General features: G+C 70.3%; 12 protein-coding genes. 7 read left to right on the top strand and 5 right to left on the bottom strand.

From position 1 onward, the window contains the following. Positions 1-7 precede the first annotated feature (7 nt). From ASC46_RS16950 to ASC46_RS16925, 6 genes are all read left to right on the top strand, one after another. Positions 8-907 carry a sugar phosphate isomerase/epimerase family protein gene (locus ASC46_RS16950; protein WP_055460477.1) on the top strand — a complete coding sequence of 300 codons (900 nt, stop codon included), beginning with the start codon at positions 8-10 and terminating at the stop codon, positions 905-907. Between the two features lie 4 nt (positions 908-911). Continuing rightward, entirely contained in the window at positions 912-1,913 is a 1,002-nt protein-coding gene (locus ASC46_RS16945) for a sugar-binding transcriptional regulator (protein WP_096335389.1), read from the top strand. Further along, positions 1,910-3,517, top strand: a complete 1,608-nt coding sequence (locus ASC46_RS16940) for an FGGY-family carbohydrate kinase (protein ID WP_055460476.1) — start codon at positions 1,910-1,912, stop codon at positions 3,515-3,517. Before ASC46_RS16945 ends, ASC46_RS16940 begins: the two co-directional genes overlap by 4 nt. A 16-nt stretch (positions 3,518-3,533) precedes the next feature. Continuing rightward, positions 3,534-4,619, top strand: a complete 1,086-nt coding sequence (locus ASC46_RS16935) for an ABC transporter ATP-binding protein (RefSeq protein WP_055460475.1) — start codon at positions 3,534-3,536, stop codon at positions 4,617-4,619. A 12-nt stretch (positions 4,620-4,631) separates the two neighbouring features. Beyond that, entirely contained in the window at positions 4,632-6,119 is a 1,488-nt protein-coding gene (gene xylB, locus ASC46_RS16930) for a xylulokinase (protein WP_055460474.1), read from the top strand. A gap of 84 nt (positions 6,120-6,203) precedes the next feature. Beyond that, positions 6,204-7,460 (top strand): aminopeptidase, encoded by a 1,257-nt coding sequence (locus ASC46_RS16925; RefSeq protein WP_055460519.1) that lies wholly within the window; start codon positions 6,204-6,206, stop codon positions 7,458-7,460. 18 nt (positions 7,461-7,478) lie between these two features. On the opposite strand, the gene ASC46_RS16920 is transcribed toward ASC46_RS16925, so the two are convergent. Beyond that, positions 7,479-8,423: an adenylate/guanylate cyclase domain-containing protein gene (locus tag ASC46_RS16920; protein WP_055460473.1), complete on the bottom strand. Its 945-nt coding sequence runs from the start codon at positions 8,421-8,423 to the stop codon at positions 7,479-7,481. Between the two features lie 146 nt (positions 8,424-8,569). On the opposite strand from ASC46_RS16920, the gene ASC46_RS21545 reads away from it, so the two are divergent. Further along, on the top strand, positions 8,570-10,036 hold the full coding sequence (locus ASC46_RS21545; RefSeq protein WP_055460472.1) for a transposase: 1,467 nt from the start codon (positions 8,570-8,572) through the stop codon (positions 10,034-10,036). A 3-nt stretch (positions 10,037-10,039) separates the two neighbouring features. On the opposite strand, the gene ASC46_RS16910 is transcribed toward ASC46_RS21545, so the two are convergent. Genes ASC46_RS16910 through tssM form a run of 4 tightly spaced genes read right to left on the bottom strand, consistent with a single transcriptional unit; the run spans position 10,040 to position 17,205 of the window. Further along, positions 10,040-12,100 carry a serine/threonine-protein kinase gene (locus ASC46_RS16910; protein ID WP_055460471.1) on the bottom strand — a complete coding sequence of 687 codons (2,061 nt, stop codon included), beginning with the start codon at positions 12,098-12,100 and terminating at the stop codon, positions 10,040-10,042. Positions 12,101-12,102: 2 nt separating this feature from the next. Beyond that, the gene (locus tag ASC46_RS16905) at positions 12,103-12,837 is read right to left on the bottom strand and encodes a PP2C family protein-serine/threonine phosphatase (RefSeq protein ID WP_245280601.1); all 735 of its coding nucleotides are present in this window, start codon (positions 12,835-12,837) and stop codon (positions 12,103-12,105) included. Positions 12,838-12,860: 23 nt separating this feature from the next. Further along, positions 12,861-13,550: a type VI secretion system-associated protein TagF gene (tagF, locus tag ASC46_RS16900; protein WP_055460469.1), complete on the bottom strand. Its 690-nt coding sequence runs from the start codon at positions 13,548-13,550 to the stop codon at positions 12,861-12,863. Between the two features lies 1 nt (position 13,551). Beyond that, complete coding sequence (gene tssM, locus ASC46_RS16895) at positions 13,552-17,205, bottom strand: type VI secretion system membrane subunit TssM (RefSeq protein WP_071924225.1); 3,654 nt, start codon at positions 17,203-17,205, stop codon at positions 13,552-13,554. Positions 17,206-17,207 lie beyond the last annotated feature (2 nt).

Genomic DNA, 17,207 nt, shown 5'->3' with positions numbered 1-17,207 from the left:
GGCGGCGATGGCGCTCGGCATCAATCTCTCCTTCTGCGTCAAGCGCTGGGTGACGCCCGCGCTTTGGGCCCGCCTCGTGCGCGAGGAACTCGGCCTCGACCTCGTGCAGCTATCCTTCGACCTCGTCGATCCGCTGTGGCCGGACGAGGTGTTGGACAAGGCGGCCGCGGACATGCGCAAGGCCTGCGCCGAGCACTGCATCATGGTGCACAGCGGCTTCATCGGCCTTGCCCACTACACCTTCAACCAGTTGCTTCATCCCGAGCCCGGCGTACGCGACGCCGCCGAGCACTGGCTCGCTCGCGCCTATGCCTTCTGCGGCAAGGCCGGCATCCGCGCCGCAGGCGGCCCCCTCGGCGCCATCGGCGCCCGGCTCGACGCCGTAGAGGCAGACGCGATCCCGGCCGCTGACTATGTTGACCTCACCGCCCGCCTGAAACGTCTCGCCGAGAAGGCGCAGAGTCACGGCCTTACCGAGCTCTACATCGAGCCGACGCCGCTCCGGCGCGAGTGGCCGTGGACGCCCGGGCAGGCACGGCGCCTGAGCGACGACCTCGCCGGTGCCGCGGTCCCCTGGCGCTACTGCCTCGACTGGGGCCACGCCATCCTTTCGCCGCCCTATACGGGTGAGGAAGCGCGCGTCGAACCGTGGCTCGAGACGATCGGCCGCGAGATCGGCGCCATCCACATCCAGCAGAGCGACGGCCGCCTCGACCGCCACTGGGACTTCACCGAGCCCGGCATCGTCGATCCGGAGGCCGTCGCGGCGACGCTCGCACGTTTCGGGCTTGCCGACCGGCCCGTCTTCCTCGAAGTCTTCTACCCGTTCGAGGAGACCGATGCCGCGGTGCTCGACCGGGTCCGCCGCTCGGTCGCGGTGCTCGCGCCGGTGCTCGGTGGGGAATGACGCGATGAACGATCCCGTTGCGGGCACCACCATGACCGACCCTCCGCGCGCCGCCCAGCGCAGCTCCGGAGACGAGGTCGCGGCCCGCGTGGTCTGGTACTACTACGTCGGCAACCTGACCCAGCAGGAGATCGGCGACCGGCTCGGCCTCACGCGCCTGCGCGTCAACAAGATCATCGGCCAGGCGCGTGTTGACGGCTCGGTGCGTATCGAGGTGCGCCTGCCGCTCGCCTCGTGCGTGGCGCTGGAGGAGGAACTCGCCGCCCGTTATCGTCTCGCCGAGGTGGCGGTGGTGCCGGCCGTACCCGGCTATGAGGACCAGCAGCGCGTCATTGGCGAGGCCGCCGGCACCATGCTGAGCCGCCTGCTGGGCGACGGCCAGTCCATCGGCATCGGCTGGGGTCGCACGCTGAGCGCCAGCGTCGCGAGCCTCGGGCCACGGCGCCTGCCCGCGAGCCGCGTCGTGTCGCTCATGGGCGGGCTCACGCGCGGCTCGGGCACCAACACCTTCGAAGTCGCGACGCGCCTCGCCGAAGCCATCGGCGGTGAATGCCACTATCTCGCCGCCCCCATCTATTGCCCGAGCGAGCACAGCCGCAACGACCTGCTGACCCACTACGGACTCGCCGACGTCATGCGCCGGGCGCGGGAGGTGGATGTCGCCCTCGTCTCCTGCGGCGACGTCTCCAGCCACTCGCTGCTCGCCACCACCCAGACCGTGCGCCAGCACCAGCAGGCACTCGAGGCTGCCGGCACCATCGGCGACCTCCTTGGCACCTTTCTCGATGCGCACGGGCGGCCCATCGCCCATCATCTCAACCAGTGTGTTATGGCCCTCTCGCCGCAGGAACTGAAGGTCGTCCCGCGCTCCATCCTCGCCTCGGGCGGGCTCAACAAGGCGCCGGTCGTGCACGCCATCCTGTCGGGCGGCTACGTCAACCGCCTCGTCACCGACGAGGACTGCGCCCGCGCGATCCTCGGCATGCCACTGGAGAAGGTGCCATGACGTCCGCCCCGCAACTCCTGCTCGCCGTGGACGTCGGCACCCTTTCGGCTCGCGCCGGGCTGTTCGACCTCGCCGGCTGTCTCCTCGCCACCGCTGCACGGGAGTTCCCCTTGCTGCGGCCGGCGGAGCATCATGCTGTCTATCGCATGGACGACATCTGGACGGCGGTAGAAGAGGCGATCCGGACCTGTCTCGTTGCGGCCGGCACGGAGGCGGCCGGACAGGTCGCCGCCCTCGCCTTCGATGCCACCTCCTCCCTCGCGCTCTCCTACGAAGGACCGCCGCCGCTCGCCGGCGAGGCGGACGTATTCTGCTGGATGGATCACCGTGGCGAGGCAGAAGCCGAGGAGATCGGCGCAAGCGGCGACCGGCTGCTCGCCTATACCGGCAGTTCCATGTCGCCAGAAATGCACACGCCGAAGCTCGCTTGGCTGGCGCGGCGCGACCCGCAAGCCTTCGCTCGCGTCACCGGCGCCCGCGACCTGTGCGACGAACTCGCCCGCCGGGCGACGGGCGAGGACCGTCACTCCCTCTGCGGCCTCGCCTGCAAATGGGCCTACCTGCCGGCCGATGCCGAGCCCTGGCGGCACGACCTCCTCGCGCGCCTCGGCCTCGGCCGGCTGCCTCAGCTCGGCGCACTCGCGGCCCAGCCGCTACCTGTCGGCCACCGGCACGGCCGGGTGACGGAGGCCGTCGCCGCCCGCCTGGGCTTGCCTGCCGGCATTCCCGTCGCTGTCGGCCTCATCGACGCTGAGGCCGGCACGCTCGGCGTCCTGGGTCGCGGTTTTGCCGGCAACATGAACCGCACGGTGGCGCTTATCGGCGGCACGTCCACCTGCTACATGACCTTCGCGCCCGACGAGCGCCGCATCTCCGGCGTGTGGGGTCCGTTCAGGGACGCGGTCTTTCCAGGCTACTGGATGCATGAGGCCGGCCAGTCGCTCGCCGGCGCGGCACTCGACGCTGTGCTCGGCCACCATCCCGGCGGGCCGCGGTGTGCCTCGGCCGATGCGCATGCGGCCGCAGTCCGCGACATCCTCGCCTTCCTCGAAGCAGAGGGGCCGGCTTTCGCCGCGCGCCGGCATCTCGTGCCCGACTTCCTCGGCAACCGCGCGCCGCTCGGCGACGGCAGCGTGCGCGCCATCCTCGTCGGCGTCGGCGAGGATACGAGCCGCCGCGCCTTCCTCGAAACCTACTATGCCACGGCCCGCGCGCTCGCCCTGCAGGCCCGGCACATCATCGAGCACCTCAATGCCCACGGCTATGCGCTCGATCGCGTCGCCCTCTCCGGCGGGCACCTGCGCAACCCGCTCATGGTGAGGCTTTACCGCGACGCGCTCGGCGATGCCGCGCTCGTCCTCAGCAACAGCGCCGAGCCGGTGCTACTCGGCACGGCCATGGTCGCTGCCGTCGGGGCCGGCCTGCAGCAGGATCTCTTCGCCGCGCTCGACGCCATGGCTCCGGCGCAGGAGAGCCTCGCCCCCGACCCGCGCTGGCGCGCCGCGCACGAGGCCGCCTATGGCGTCTATCTGAAGCTGTTCGCCTTCCGCAACGACATCGAGCGGGAGGCGAAGGCTCTTGCCGCCTCCGGCCAAGACAGATGAAAGGAGCCCGCCCGACATGAGCTTTCTCAAGCTCGAGCAGATCGTGAAGCGCTTCGGCGATGCGACGGTCATCGACCATGTCGACATCACCGCCGAGCGCGGCGAGTTCGTCGTCTTCGTCGGCCCCTCCGGCTGCGGCAAGTCCACCCTGCTGCGAATGGTGGCCGGCCTCGAGGAGGTGAGTGAGGGTGCCATCTACCTCGACGGTGCCAACGTGACCGACACGGAGCCGGCGGCGCGGCAGGTCTCCATGGTCTTCCAGTCCTATGCACTCTTCCCGCACATGAGCGTGCACGACAACATCTCTTTCGGCCTCAGGATGGCAAAGACCCCGCGGGAGGAGATCGACCGGCGCGTGGCCGAGGCCGCGCGCATCCTGCAGATCGAGAGCCTCTTGCAGCGCAAGCCGCGCCAGCTCTCTGGCGGCCAGCGCCAGCGCGTCGCCATCGGCCGCGCCATCGTGCGCAACCCGAAGCTTTTCCTCTTCGACGAGCCGCTGTCCAACCTCGATGCCGAGCTGCGCAGCCAGATGCGTGTCGAGATTGCGCGCCTGCACCGCGACCTTGGCGTCACCATGGTCTACGTCACCCACGACCAGGTGGAGGCGATGACGCTCGCCGACCGCATCGTCGTGCTGCGCGCCGGCAGGGTCGAGCAGATCGGCTCGCCGGCCGACCTCTACGAGCGCCCCGACAACATCTTCGTCGCCGGCTTCATCGGCTCGCCGAAGATGAACTTCCTCAAGGTCTCCGTCGCGGCTGTGAACGGCGGCGCCGTCACCGTGCGGCACCCGGCGCTCGCCGCCGACCTCACCTTGCCCACGCGCCATGCGCCGAGGGTCGAGCCGGGTGAGGACGTGGTGCTCGGCCTGCGGCCGGAGCATCTTTCGGTGGGCGACGGCGGGGCCGCATGCCTCGCCCTCCGCGGTGAGTTCGCCGAGAGCCTCGGCGCCACCTCGCAGCTCTATGCGCAGACCGGCAACGGCGAGACGCTGATCCTGCAAGTGCCGGGCCGCCGTTCGCTCGCGCCGGGCGAGGGCATCCGCGCGGGCTTCGATCCTGCCCAGGCCTATCTCTTCGACGGCGCCGGCCGCGCCATCTGATCGGAGATCTCCATGCCGACCTATCTCGGGCTCGATATCGGCACCTCCTCGGTCAAGGCGCTGCTGCTCGACGAGAGCCAGACGACCATCGCCGAGGCCACCGTGCCGGTCGGCATCTCGCGACCGCATCCGCTGTGGTCGGAGCAGGATCCGGAAGAATGGTGGCAGGCGACACTTACCGCCACCGCCAGAGTACGGGACGCCGCGCCCGAGGCATGGCGGGGCCTCGCCGGCATCGGCCTCTCGGGCCAGATGCACGGCGCCGTGCTCGTCGATGGCGAGGGACGTGTGCTGCGCCCGGCCATCATCTGGAACGACGGGCGCTGCGCCGCCGAATGCCGGGAGCTGCAGGAGAGGGTGTCGGACTTCACCCGCCGCGCCGCCAACATCGCCATGCCCGGCTTCACGGCCCCCAAGCTCCTGTGGGTGCGCCGGCACGAGCCGGACGTCTTCGCGGCGACGCGCAAGGTGCTGCTGCCGAAGGACTACATCCGCTTCCGCCTCACCGGCGGCTACGTATCGGAGATGTCGGACGCGGCCGGCACGCTGTGGCTCGACGTCGACGCCCGCCGCTGGGACGACGTGCTCATCGAGGCCTGCGGCCTCACCCGCGCCCATATGCCCGAGCTCGTCGAGGGCTCCGAGCTGTCCGGCCACCTCTCGGCCGACACGGCGGCGCTCCTCGGCCTTGGCGGCCGGCGCGTGCCGGTGGCCGGCGGCGGCGGCGACAATGCCGCCTCGGCCGTCGGCATCGGTGCGACGCGCGCTGGCGAAGGCTTCCTCTCCCTCGGCACCTCCGGCGTGCTCTTCGTCGTCACCGACCGGCTGACCGCCCTGCCCGAGCGCACGCTGCACGCCTTCTGCCACGCCCTGCCCGGCCGCTGGCACGGCATGGCCGTGACCCTCGCCGCGGCCTCGGCGCTCACCTGGGTCGCGACCCTCGTCGGCCGCGCCGGCGACATCGCGGGCCTGCTCGCCGATGTGGAGCGCTTTGCGGAAAGCGAGCGCAACCGCATCCACGCGCCCCTGTTTCTTCCCTACATCACCGGCGAGCGCACGCCGCACAACGACGCCGACGCCACCGGCCTCTTCGCTGGCCTTCGGGCCGAGCACGGGCCGGACGCGCTCACCTATGCCGTGCTCGAAGGCGTCTCCTTCGGCCTCGCCGACGACCTCGACGTGCTCGACGAAGCCGGGGCGCGGCTGGATAGCTGCATGCTCGTCGGCGGCGGCTCGCGCAGCCGCTTCTGGGGGCAGATGCTGGCGGACATCCTCAACCTGCCGCTCGACCTGCCGGCGGGGGCCGAGGCGGGCGCGGCGCTCGGCGCGGCGCGGCTCGGCATGCTCGCAGCGGGGGCCGGCAGCGAGGCGGAGATCTGCCGCAAGCCGCCACTGCGCGAACGCTTTTCACCGCGCGGACAGGATGGCTATGCCGAACGGCTGGCGCGTTTCCGCAAGCTCTATCCGGCGGAAAAGGCGACGCGCGGCATGCCCTCCTGAGCCATAAAGGCGGCATTCGCCATTGTGATCGCGGCCGGCAAGCGTATATCGATGCGCACAGGTTTCTCGCAGGCAGGGCATCTCATGACCACACACCAGCGCACCATCGTCGCATCGATCGACCCCGTGAAGCTCGACCGGCTGGCGGAGGTCGCTGTCAGGGTCGGCCTGCAGCTGCGCGAGGGGCAGGACCTGTTCCTCACCGCGCCGGTCGCCGCCCTGCCGCTGGTGCGGCGCATCGCCGAGCACGCCTACAAGGCCGGTGCCGGCCTCGTTACGCCCATCCTGTCCGACGAGGAATTGACGCTCGCCCGCTACCGCTTCGCCAAGGATGCGAGCTTCGACCGCGCCCCGGTCTGGCTCTACGAGGGCGTCGCCAAGGCCTTCACCGCCGACACGGCTCGCCTCGCCATCGTGGGCGACAACCCCATGCTGCTCGCCGGTCAGGACCCCGCTAAGGTCTCCCGCGCCAACAAGGCCAATTCGCTCGCCTACCAGCCGGCGCTGGAGAAGATCGCCGGCTTCGACATCAACTGGAACATCATCGCCTACCCGACCGCCTCCTGGGCCAAGCAGGTCTTCCCCGGCGACGAGGAGGACGTCGCGGTCGCGCGCCTCGCCGAAGCCATCTTCGCCGCGTCGCGCGTCGACGGCGAAGACCCCGTCGGCGCATGGGAGGCGCACAACGCGGCGCTCAGGCTGCGCACGACCTGGCTCAACGGCGAGCGCTTCGCGGCGCTGCACTTCACCGGGCCGGGCACCGACCTCACCGTCGGCCTCGCCGACGGCCACGAATGGCACGGCGGTGCCTCGACGGCGAAGAACGGCATCACCTGCAACCCGAACATCCCGACCGAGGAGGTGTTCACGACCCCGCACGCCCTGCGCGTCGAGGGTCGCGTCGTCAGCACCAAGCCCCTCTCCTACCAGGGCACGCTCATCGACGAGATCGCCGTGCGCTTCGAGGGCGGGCGCATCATCGAGGCCAAGGCGAGCCGCGGCGAGGAGGTGTTGGGCAAGGTGCTCGACACCGACGAGGGCGCGCGTCGCCTCGGCGAGGTGGCGCTGGTGCCGCATTCCTCGCCCATCTCGAAGAGCGGGCTCCTCTTCTACAACACCCTCTTCGACGAGAACGCCGCCTGCCACATCGCGCTTGGCCAGTGCTATGCCAAGTGCTTCGAGGGCGGCGGCGCGCTGAGCCCGGACGAGATCGCCGCCCGCGGCGGCAACAAGAGCCTCATCCACATCGACTGGATGATCGGCTCGAACGAGATCGATATCGACGGCATCAAGACGGACGGCACCCGCGTCCCCGTTTTCCGCAAGGGAGAGTGGGCGTAAATACGGCGCGCGGCGCCGTCACCGGCGGCGTAGCAGCACCGAGAAGCGCACGCCCCCGCCCAGCGCCGCCGGCTGCCCGAGGCCGATGGTGCCGGCGCCGTGCAGGTCGATGGCGTCGAGGTGCAGCGGCCGCTCCGGCTCGCCGTCGAAAGCGATGAAGCTGCCGTTGGTGCTGTGGTCGGTCAGCATCCACCGGTCGCGCCGCAGCCCGAGCGTGGCATGCCGGCGCGACACCCGGTCATGGGCAACGACGAGGTCGTTGCCCGCGTCCCGCCCGAGGGTCACTTCGCGCTCTCCTTCGAAAATGAGCACTATGCCGGCGCAATCGAGCTGCAGCAGCGGCCGCAGGACGGTGGGGGGCGAGCGGGACAGCACGTCGACGGCCGTCAACCCGCCGCTCTCCTGCCAGACCACTTCGACAATGCGTGTCGCCTCGCTCTTACCCTTGACAGAAAAGCGCGTCAGCTCCCGCGTCGCCGCACGCTGCGCCGGCGGGAGGAGCCCCGCGAGGTCGCCACTGGTGATGATCTGCCCGGCGCGGGCGATCTGCACCATGCGCGCCGCGACATTGACCGTGTTGCCGAAATAATCGGCCCCGGTGCGGATGGCCGGCCCGTAGTGGAAGCCGATGCGCAGCGCGAGCCGCTTCGCACCTTCGGGCCCTGCCTGGGTTTCCATGCAGCGCTGCATGGCGAGCGCCGCATCGAACATCGCTGCAGGATCGGGAAAGGCCGCCATCAACTCGTCGCCGATGGTCTTGACGACGGCGCCGCCGTGCGCCGTGACGACGCCTGTGGCAGCGCGCAGGCATCCCTCGATGGCGGCGAGGGCGGCGCGGTCCCCCAGCACCTCGTAGAGCTGCGTGCTGCCGGAGATGTCGCCGAACAGGATGCCGATCTCGCAGGACTGGCCGGCCATCGTCGCCACCATCCCCTTGTCGCCCGGGTCCATCACCACGCCCATGTCGCCTGCCGGTTGTAGCGGCCTTTGGCGCGCGGCGGAAGCGGGCCGCACGTGCGCGCCGGCACCCGTCGGCGCCCCTCCTGTGCTATGAATAGGAAGAAGAAGCGGGGACACCGCCGCCTTAGAGAGGGGCGGGGACGGCAGACATGGACGACGCCCTGAGGCAGTTCCGGGCAGCGTTCCCGGAAAGCGCCTGTCTCGACACCATCATGGCGCTGCGCTTCGGCGGCACCGCCATCGACTGTCCGGCCTGCGGCAGGAACGGCGGCTTCGTGCGCGACGTGAAGCACCGCGCCTTCGCCTGCCGCGCCTGCGGACACGCCCTCTACCCCTGCGTCGGCACGCCCTTCGAGCCGCTGCGCATTGCACTGTCGGACTGGTTCTTCGCCGTGAAGCTCGGCAGCGGTCGCAACGGCGGCCCCTCGGCACGGGCTCTACAGCGCCGGCTCGGCTGCCCGGCTGGCACCGCACGATACATGCACGACGCCTTGAAGCGCCTCGCGGCCGCGGACGCCGCCGGCCCCCTCGTCGGATGGTACGTTGCCATAGCCAAGCGCGTGGGAGACGGCGGCGCGGCAGCGGCATCACCGACTGCTGATCCCTCCGCTCTGGCAACGCAGGAAGCCGTGGCGCCCGTGCGGGCGCGCCTTCGTGGTCATCATCTCGTTGCCGCGGCGAGCGGCCTCATCGTCGTGGCGGCCATCGGCACCGCCGTGCTTGCGCTGCGGCAGGAAAGCGCCACAGTGCCGTCCGACAGCGCGCCGGCGCTGGTCGCGGCGCCGACCCCGCCCTCGATTCTGCTCTCCGCCGTCGAGGACGATCTCGCCGCCGCCCAGCAGGCGGTCGACTTCATCGAGAAGGAAGAGCCGACCATCGTGCCGCAGGAGCGGGCGGACCCCATCGTCACCTCCCCCGGCAACGCCAACCAGATCCTCACCTTCGGCCCCATCAAGATCCGCCGCCACCTCGTCGAGACGATCGTGCGCGCCGCCCGCGTGGTCGGAGCCGATCCTTCCCTGCTCATGGCCGTCGCAGACAAGGAATCGAGTTTCGCAACCGAGGTGAAGGCCAAGACCTCCTCGGCAACGGGCCTCTACCAGTTCATCGAGAGCACCTGGCTCGGTGTGGTGAAGGACTTCGGCGCCAAGCACGGTCTCGCCGGCGAGGCGGCGCTCATCCAGCGCGTCGACCGGCGCCATGTCGTCGCCGACCCCGGCGAGCGCGCCCGCATCCTCGACCTGCGCCGCGAGCCCTATCTCTCGGCACTGCTGGCCGCCGAGATGCTGAAGCGCGACACGCTGCGCATCGAACGCCGCATCGGCCGGCCGCTAACCGGCGGCGAGGTCTATCTCGTCCATTTCCTCGGCCCGGGCGGTGCCGAGCTGTTCATCGACGCCATGGAAGGCGCGCCCGACCGGGTGGCCGCGGAGCTCCTGCCCAAGCCCGCGGAAGCCAACCGGCCAATCTTCTACGACAAGGCCGGCGGCACCCTCTCCCTCGCCGAAGTGCACAAGAAGTTCGAGGCCATGATCTCGGTGCGCCTCGCCCGCTACCGCGAGGTCAAGCGCATCCAGGCGGCCGTGGAGCCGGCGCCGGGCAAACGCGTCGATTGAGGCCTATTCCTCCAGCCTGAAGTACTTCGCCGCGACGCCCACCTTCTGGCCCGTCCGGTCGATCTCGGCAAAAAGCAGCGGGAAGAGCGTCGCTGCATCCAGGGTCTTGCCGCCCGCAAGCGTGGCGAGCGGCGCCGGGCTCGCGAGTGCGAGCACCACCTGCGGCCGGGCCCCGGTGCCGCTGGTGCGCTCGACGCGCAGGCTGAAGGACAGCGCCTCGGCGTCCTTCTTCAGGAAGCTCGCCAGGTTGTGCACATAGCCGTCGTCGGAGACGAGCAGCACCGTGACCTCGCGCCCGTCCGTACCGGCGACCGTGCCGCTCAGCGTCTCGCCGCTGCGCAGGCTGAAGGCGGCGATGTCGAGCCGCGGCGGCTCCCCACGCAGCGGTCCCATCTGGCGCAGGAAGGCGACGAGCGGGCATTGCGCCCCCGTCACCTGCCGAAGGCTGATCTGCGCCTCGAAGCCGTTGACCTGCCGGAAGGCCTCGTCGAACGCCACGAAGGGCTGCGTCGCGGCGCCGTAGCCCTCCACCTGCGCGGCATTGGCGCTCACCTCCACGGGATTGAGGAAGAAGCAGTCCCCGCCGCTGTATTCGTCGATATAGCGCGTGATCTCGGCGATGCGCGGCACCGGCCCGGCCGGCGCGGGCGCCGTCACGGCAGGCGTCGTGGGAACGAGCTCCGGCTGTGCCGGACGTGCGGCGACCTCTGTCCTGCCCTGAGACGGGCCCGGAAGCAGCGGCGGCGGATCGGCACCGGCTGCTTCCGGCCGCGCATCCGCCGGCCCGGTCAGGGGCGGCGTCCGCGCCGGGGCCGGGGTCGAAGCAGGCGCTTCCTGAGATGTACCGTCCATCTCCGTTGCCGGAGGCCCTGGCGCGGCAGGGGGCGCAGACTGCTCTGCCGCCGAAGCGGGAGGCGTGACTGTCGCGGCCGGCACGGCGGCCTGCGGCACCGGTCCTGTCGCAGTCTCCTGCTGCGTCGGCGTGCCCTTGTCCGGGACAAGGGGGGGCGGTTCGCCCTGTGTCGCGCGTTCCTCCACGGCCGGAGGACGCGATGCCGGCGTCAGCACTGGCGCTTCGACCCTGCGCTCGTCGGGCTGCGGACCAAGCAACGCTTGCAGCAGCGGCATACCCGCGATCCCGGCCGCAACCGCAACAGCCGCGGCGCCGGCGAGCCCGGCAAGAACGAACGGCCGGCGCCCGGCAGGGGCCTTCTCCGCCGGCGGCTGCCAGGCGGCGACCTCGGCCATGGAGGCCGGCCGCTCCTCCGGCCGTGGCTGCAGCATGCGCGTGATGAGCGGCCGCATGCGCGCATCGATGCCGGCAAGATCCGGCACGGCCCGGCGCTTCTCCACGATCGCACTCTGGCTGCCGCCCATGTCGAGCGGCCGGCCGAGGAGCGCCTCCGCCAAGACGAGCCCGAGGCTGTAGATGTCGGACTTCGGCCCGACGTCCCCACCGTGGAGGCCGAGTTGCTCGGGCGAGACATAGTTGTACTTGCCGGCGAAGCCGCTGCCGATCACCGTCGCCTCGCCGAGCCTGGTCGAGCGGGCGATGCCGAAGTCGATGATCTTGGCGCGCCCCACGTTGCCGCCGGGCAGGATGACGTTGTCGGGCGAGAGGTCGCGGTGAATGATGCCGAGTTCGTGCGCGGCGGCGAGGCCGGCGGCGACGCGGCGGCGCAGCAGGTCGACCTCGGCAAAGCTGAGGGGCCCCGCCTTCACGCGCTCCGACAGCGCCTGCCCGTCGACGAATTCCATCGCGAGATAGGTGAGATCGAGCACCGGGTCGCGCGAGAACACGAAATAGCGCACGATGGCCTCGTGATAGAGCTCGTGCAGCGCCGAGGCCTCCTTGCGGAAGAGCGCGATGGCCGCCTCGTTCTCGGCAAGATCCGGCCGGATCGTCTTGATGGCGACCGCATCGCCCGTCTGGATGGCATGGCCCTTGTAGACCTCGCCCATGCCGCCGACCGCGACGAGCCGCTCGATCTCGTAGATGTCGTTGAGGCGCGTGCCCGCGACGATGCGCTGGCGGGCCGGCGCGATGCGCGTCTTCTCGTCCATGGCTAGCCTCCCGCCCGCGGCCCGGGCATGCAGCGCACCGCCACCACGGTGACGTTGTCACTCGCCCCGCGCTCCAGCGTCAGCGCGATGAGGTCATCGCAGGCCACCTGCGGCGGCGCGCCGGCGACATGGGCGAGGATCTCCTCGTCTGCAACATGGGCGGTAAGCCCGTCGCTGCACAGAACGAAGATGTCCCCCGGCGCGACCCGGCCCTGGTGGATCTCGAGCTCCGGCTCATCGCTAACGCCGATGGCCCGCGTGATCACGTTGCGCCGCGGCCAGACGCGCGCCTCGTCCGCGGTCAGGAGCCCCAGGTCCACCATCTCCTGCGCCTCGCTGTGGTCGCGCGTGAGCTGCGCGATGGAGCCGTCGCGCACGCGATAGATGCGGCTGTCGCCCGACCAGACGCAGGCCTGATCGCGGTCGAAGACGAGCAGCGCCGCGAGCGTCGTGCCGAGAACGCCACCACGCGGGCGGCTCATCTCCCGGAGCTGCCGGTTGGCGCGCAGCACCCGATCCTCCAGGCGAGCGAGGAGATCGGGCGCCGATGCCGGCGCGCCGATGGTTTCGAGCACAGTCATGAGAGCGGCGCTGGCGATTTCGCCGCCTTCGTGGCCGCCCATGCCATCGGCCACAGCCCACAAGCCGGCCTGCGGCCGGGCGAGGAAACGGTCCTCGTTGAGGCTCCGCACCTTGCCGGTATGAGTGGCGGCACCGGTTTCGAACGTTGCGGCCATCTGGTGCATCGGTAGCGGCTCCGTCACGCAATGGCTCGGTCGAAGGCGCCTGTCAGCATGCCGGCGAAGAGATGCGGGTCCGGCATGCGCCGGGCCACTAGCAGCAGGGGAGGAAAGCCGGGTCCGCCTGCCGTCCACCACATGCTGGCAGCGGCATAGGCGCGAGCATAATCCTCGACACGGAGGGCAGCCAGCGTCTCGGGCAGGGCGGCAAGCGGCGCCCTGATCGCGACGCTGCCATCGGCGAGGCGCATCATCCCCTCCGGTGGCGGCAGCGCAAGGTGCGCGACCGGCGGGCGCAAGGTGGCGAGCGCGGCAAGCAGGCCTTCGTAGGTGGCGCCCTCGGCGAGCGCCGAGAGCAGGAGTTCCTCGGCCCCAGCGAACCATCCATCCTGCGGGTCGAGCTCGGGCGGGGGAAAGGCCTCGCCCGCCTCCGCCACGGCGAAGACGCTGAGCGGAAAATAGCGGCCGATCCCATCCACGGAGGGCATGAAGACGCCAGCGACGGTCGCGCCGCAGAGGTCGGCGCCGAGCCAGAAGCGCCACAGCGGCGCCTTCAGGAACACCTCCTGCCAGCCCGCGCCGAGCCTGAGGCGGCTGGTCGATAGCCCGCCCTCCATCCACTTCTCCCACAGGCCGATGAGGTCGCGCGGCAGCCCGGTGGCGACGAAGTCCCGCTTGGCCGGCAGCTTGCCGAAGAGGCCGAGGCGCATGTCACAGCCCCGTCGGGCAGCGGAACTCCCGGAGCGCCGGGAGCACGAGCGGGTTGAGCAGCGAGCCGACGTTGAACTGGTAGGACACCTCGCGGCCGCCGACGAGGAAGCTCGCGACGATGCTGTCGCCGCGCCGCAGGACGGAGCCCGCATCAAGCAGCCGGAAGAGGGACCACGTGCCCTGCCGCTCCAGCCGTGCTCCCTCGCTGAAGAAGCCGCCGCCGAGGGTGATCGACGTGCGGCCGATGCCGCCGCCCGGCCAGTTGACGTTGGTCGGCGTGTTGACGCCCTGCTGGCTTGCGACAACCGTGCCGTTGATCTCCAGCTGGGCGCTTTGCGCATCGCCGCTGAGCGTCAGCGGCGTCACCGCCATGGTGAAGGACGGCATATTGCCGCCGGTGGGGAAGAAGGCGTCACGCACTTGCGCCGCACGCTGGAATTCCCGCAATGTCGCCGCCGAGAGCGACTGCGCCACCCGGTTGTCGCCCCGCCACGTCCATTGGGCGGCGGACTGATCGGCATAGGATGCGAGGTTCTGGCTGAAGAAACGGTCCATGATGCCGCCGGGGGCGAAGAGGCGTGCGAAATCGGCAAGCGGCACCTCGCGCCCGCTGCCGCGCACGAAGGGATAGCGGTTGGTGACGATCTGCTGGCACACGCGCGTCACCTGATCGGCGAGCGCCTGCTGCAAATTGACCACCGAAGCGCCGGCCGCATCACCCTCGAAATCGCCCGCCGCCGAGCGGATCATCTGGTCGAACGGCGCGGGAAAGCGCGAGGCCGTGGCCCGCAGCACCGCGATCTGCGGCACGAGCGCGTTGTTGGCCTGCGTCGCTTGGGCCGGGTTGATGGCCGAGACGGCGAGGTTCTGGTTGATCTCGCTGAGGCTCTGCAGCAACTGGTCGACCGGCCGGCGGCCGAGATCGCCATCAACGAGCACGTGGAACTGCTTGAACAGCGCCTCGATATTGGCGCCGGGCGCCTGGCCATCGGAGGAGATGGGGGCCGGGCCGGCCGCCCCGCCAGTCACGCGTTGGCCGACGCCAGCCTGCCCGGCGATGGAACCGACGCGCCCGGCCGCAGAGCCGATGCGCCCGACTGAACCGCCAAGCTGCGAAGCAGCCCGCGCTGCCGCGTCGATGGCCATCGCGGCTGCCTTGCCGTTGCTGGCGCTATCGGCAGGCGCCGCCGGGCGCTCGCGCGTCAGCCTGGTCTCGTCGCGGATCGATTCGAGCAATTGCTTGATAGGCGAGGTCGCAGCCGCAGCCGCGCTCAGTGCGACATATTGCGGCTTGTCCGCCGTCAGCGGACGCAGCTTGAGGCGCAGCAAAGCCTGCTGCCATGCGGCGACGAAATCGCGCGTATAGAGGCGCAGGATATCCTGGAAGAGCGTCTGGTATTGCGTCGCCACCGCCGCTTGCTGGCCGGCGGGGCCGAGCACCCAGCGCTCGCGCTCGACCTGCGCGCCGATGTCCGGCAGGCGGGCGATCAAAGCCTCGTGAAAGCCGTCGTAGGTATAGAAATAGGGCACGCGGATGCTTTCGAGGTCCTCGCCGCCCGTGCCCTCGAAGACGAGGGCGGTGTCCGCCCCGCCGCGGAAGGCGACCACCCAGTCCTTGTGACTCTGGCCGCGCGCCTGCGACTTCAGCAGCTCGTAGGCCCGCTCGGAGAGGCTCATCCGCGCCAGCGTCCGCTGCGCGTCCTCGATGAGCGCGTTATTGAGCGCAATCGTCGCCTCGCCCGTCTCGAGCTCCAGCATGGCGAGGAGGTGCTCCTCCAGCGCCTCGCGGCCGCGTGCGTTGGCGGCGCCAGGAAAGAGATTGTCCGCCCAGTCACGCCGCATCCAGGCGAGCACGAAATCGGCGTCGGTCGGCACCTGGCCGCCGATCATCAGATAGACCTTGAGCGCCTCGTAGAGGAAGCTCGGGTTGTTGCGATTGGCCTCGATCTGCTCTTCGAGACGGAAGATGAGGCGCGAGCGCAGCATGCGCTCGAGCGCGGCGTGATAGGCGGTCTCGGAGGCGGACTGCAGGCGCTCGCGCTGGCTGAGGCCGAAGGTGGCGGCAAGCGGTGTTGCCTCGTCCCGTTGGGCGTAGCCGGCCGGCATGTAACGCAGCTTGTGCAGAAGCGGCAGGATCTTGCCGAAGTCGCGCTCCACCACCGTCGTCTCGCGCAGCACGGGCGCGGCGATCTCGCGATATTCGGCAACGGCATTGCCGGAGAAGGCGATGAGGTCCCGGTTCCTGCTGTAGCTCAGCCACCACAGGGCGCCGGCGGCGACGACGGCGGCGGCGATCACGCCGAAGGCGGCCGCCCGCAGCATCCGCGCGCGCCGCACGGCGGCACGATTCGTCGACACCCAGCCGGCTTCGCCCAGCATGACCTTGCGGAAGAGATCCGTCAGGAAATAGCTCTTGCCAAGACCCGAATAGGCCGCGCCCGCCGCGGCCTCGGCACCAAAGTTTCTCGCGAGCGTGCCGATGAGCTGATCGATCGGCGTGCCCTGTTGCGTACCGGAGGTGAAGTAGAAACCGCGCAGAGTCGCATTGACATGATAGCGTGTCGGCTCGAAGACGCGGTCGAGAAAGTCGACCACCGCCCGCTTCAGCGTCGCCATCTGGCTCGGAAAGCTGAAGAGGGCGACCCGCGCCTGGGGCGTCGGCTCCTCGTGCAGGCGGTCCGGCAGCAGCTCGTTGAGCCGGGCGATCAGCGCGTCATATTCCCCCGGCACGTCGGCGATCATGTTGCGCGTCCTGTCGCCGGTCTGGAACGTATGGCCGAAGACCATGCGGCGCTGGCTTTCCGTGAAACTGCCGAAGAACTCCCGGAAGCCGGCGACGAGATCGGTCTTGGTCAGGAGCGCATAGACGGGAAAATCGACGCCGAGGCGCTGGTTGAGCTCCATCAACCGCTTGCGGATCGCCGCCGCATGGGCGGTGATCTCCTCCGAGCCGGCGGTCAGGAGATCCTCGACGCTGATGGCGACGAGGACGCCGTTGATCGGCTGCTTCGGCCGGTTCTCCTTGAGGAGATCGAGGAAGGCAAGCCAGCTCTCGCGGTCCCCCTTGGCGTCGCTATCCTGCGTCGTGTAGCGGCCAGCGGTGTCGATCAGCACGGCCTCCTCGGTGAACCACCAGTCGCAGTAGCGCGTGCCGCCGACGCCGGCGACCGCCTGCGGCGTGCCCCCGCGCGCGAGGGGGAACTTGAGGCCGGAATTGATCAGCGCCGTCGTCTTGCCGGCCCCGGGCGGGCCGATGATGAGGTACCATGGCAGATCGTAGAGATAGTCGCCGCTGCCGCCCTTCGACTGGCGGAGGGTGGCGAGCGCATCCTTCATCCCCTCCTTGAGGGCCTCGGCGTCGCTCTCCTCCGTCGCCTTGGCGGCAATCCCCTCCTCCAGCTCGCGGCTCGCCTTCCGGCGCCGGTAGAGGCGCCAGGCAAGAAGCCCTGCGACGGTGAGCACGACGATGCCGATGAGCGCGGCACGCGCCCAGGCATCTTCCAGCGGCCGTATCTCGCCCAAGGCGAGGAGCGGCCCCGCCAGCCACACCAGCAGGCCGAAGGCCACGAGCCCGGCGAGCGTCGCGCCGAGCGCCAGCGCACCTGCCAGCGTCAGGCGGCCTCTGCTTGTCCCTCTGGCGTCTGCTGCGGGCATGG

Origin of the sequence: Chelatococcus sambhunathii (genome assembly GCF_001418005.1) — a bacterium.
GTDB classification, from domain to species: domain Bacteria; phylum Pseudomonadota; class Alphaproteobacteria; order Rhizobiales; family Beijerinckiaceae; genus Chelatococcus_A; species Chelatococcus_A sambhunathii.
This window is presented reverse-complemented; position numbering and strand designations above follow the sequence as displayed.

Bases quoted from the DNA above. Each gene is read 5' to 3' on its own strand.
- ASC46_RS16950 (WP_055460477.1), top strand. From the start codon at position 8: ATGGCGCTCGGCATCAATCTCTCCTTCTGCGTCAAGCGCTGGGTGACG.
- ASC46_RS16945 (WP_096335389.1), top strand. From the start codon at position 912: ATGAACGATCCCGTTGCGGGCACCACCATGACCGACCCTCCGCGCGCC.
- ASC46_RS16940 (WP_055460476.1), top strand. From the start codon at position 1,910: ATGACGTCCGCCCCGCAACTCCTGCTCGCCGTGGACGTCGGCACCCTT.
- ASC46_RS16935 (WP_055460475.1), top strand. From the start codon at position 3,534: ATGAGCTTTCTCAAGCTCGAGCAGATCGTGAAGCGCTTCGGCGATGCG.
- xylB (WP_055460474.1), top strand. From the start codon at position 4,632: ATGCCGACCTATCTCGGGCTCGATATCGGCACCTCCTCGGTCAAGGCG.
- ASC46_RS16925 (WP_055460519.1), top strand. From the start codon at position 6,204: ATGACCACACACCAGCGCACCATCGTCGCATCGATCGACCCCGTGAAG.
- ASC46_RS16920 (WP_055460473.1), bottom strand. From the start codon at position 8,423: ATGGGCGTGGTGATGGACCCGGGCGACAAGGGGATGGTGGCGACGATG.
- ASC46_RS21545 (WP_055460472.1), top strand. From the start codon at position 8,570: ATGGACGACGCCCTGAGGCAGTTCCGGGCAGCGTTCCCGGAAAGCGCC.
- ASC46_RS16910 (WP_055460471.1), bottom strand. From the start codon at position 12,100: ATGGACGAGAAGACGCGCATCGCGCCGGCCCGCCAGCGCATCGTCGCG.
- ASC46_RS16905 (WP_245280601.1), bottom strand. From the start codon at position 12,837: ATGGCCGCAACGTTCGAAACCGGTGCCGCCACTCATACCGGCAAGGTG.
- tagF (WP_055460469.1), bottom strand. From the start codon at position 13,550: ATGCGCCTCGGCCTCTTCGGCAAGCTGCCGGCCAAGCGGGACTTCGTC.
- tssM (WP_071924225.1), bottom strand. From the start codon at position 17,205: ATGCCCGCAGCAGACGCCAGAGGGACAAGCAGAGGCCGCCTGACGCTG.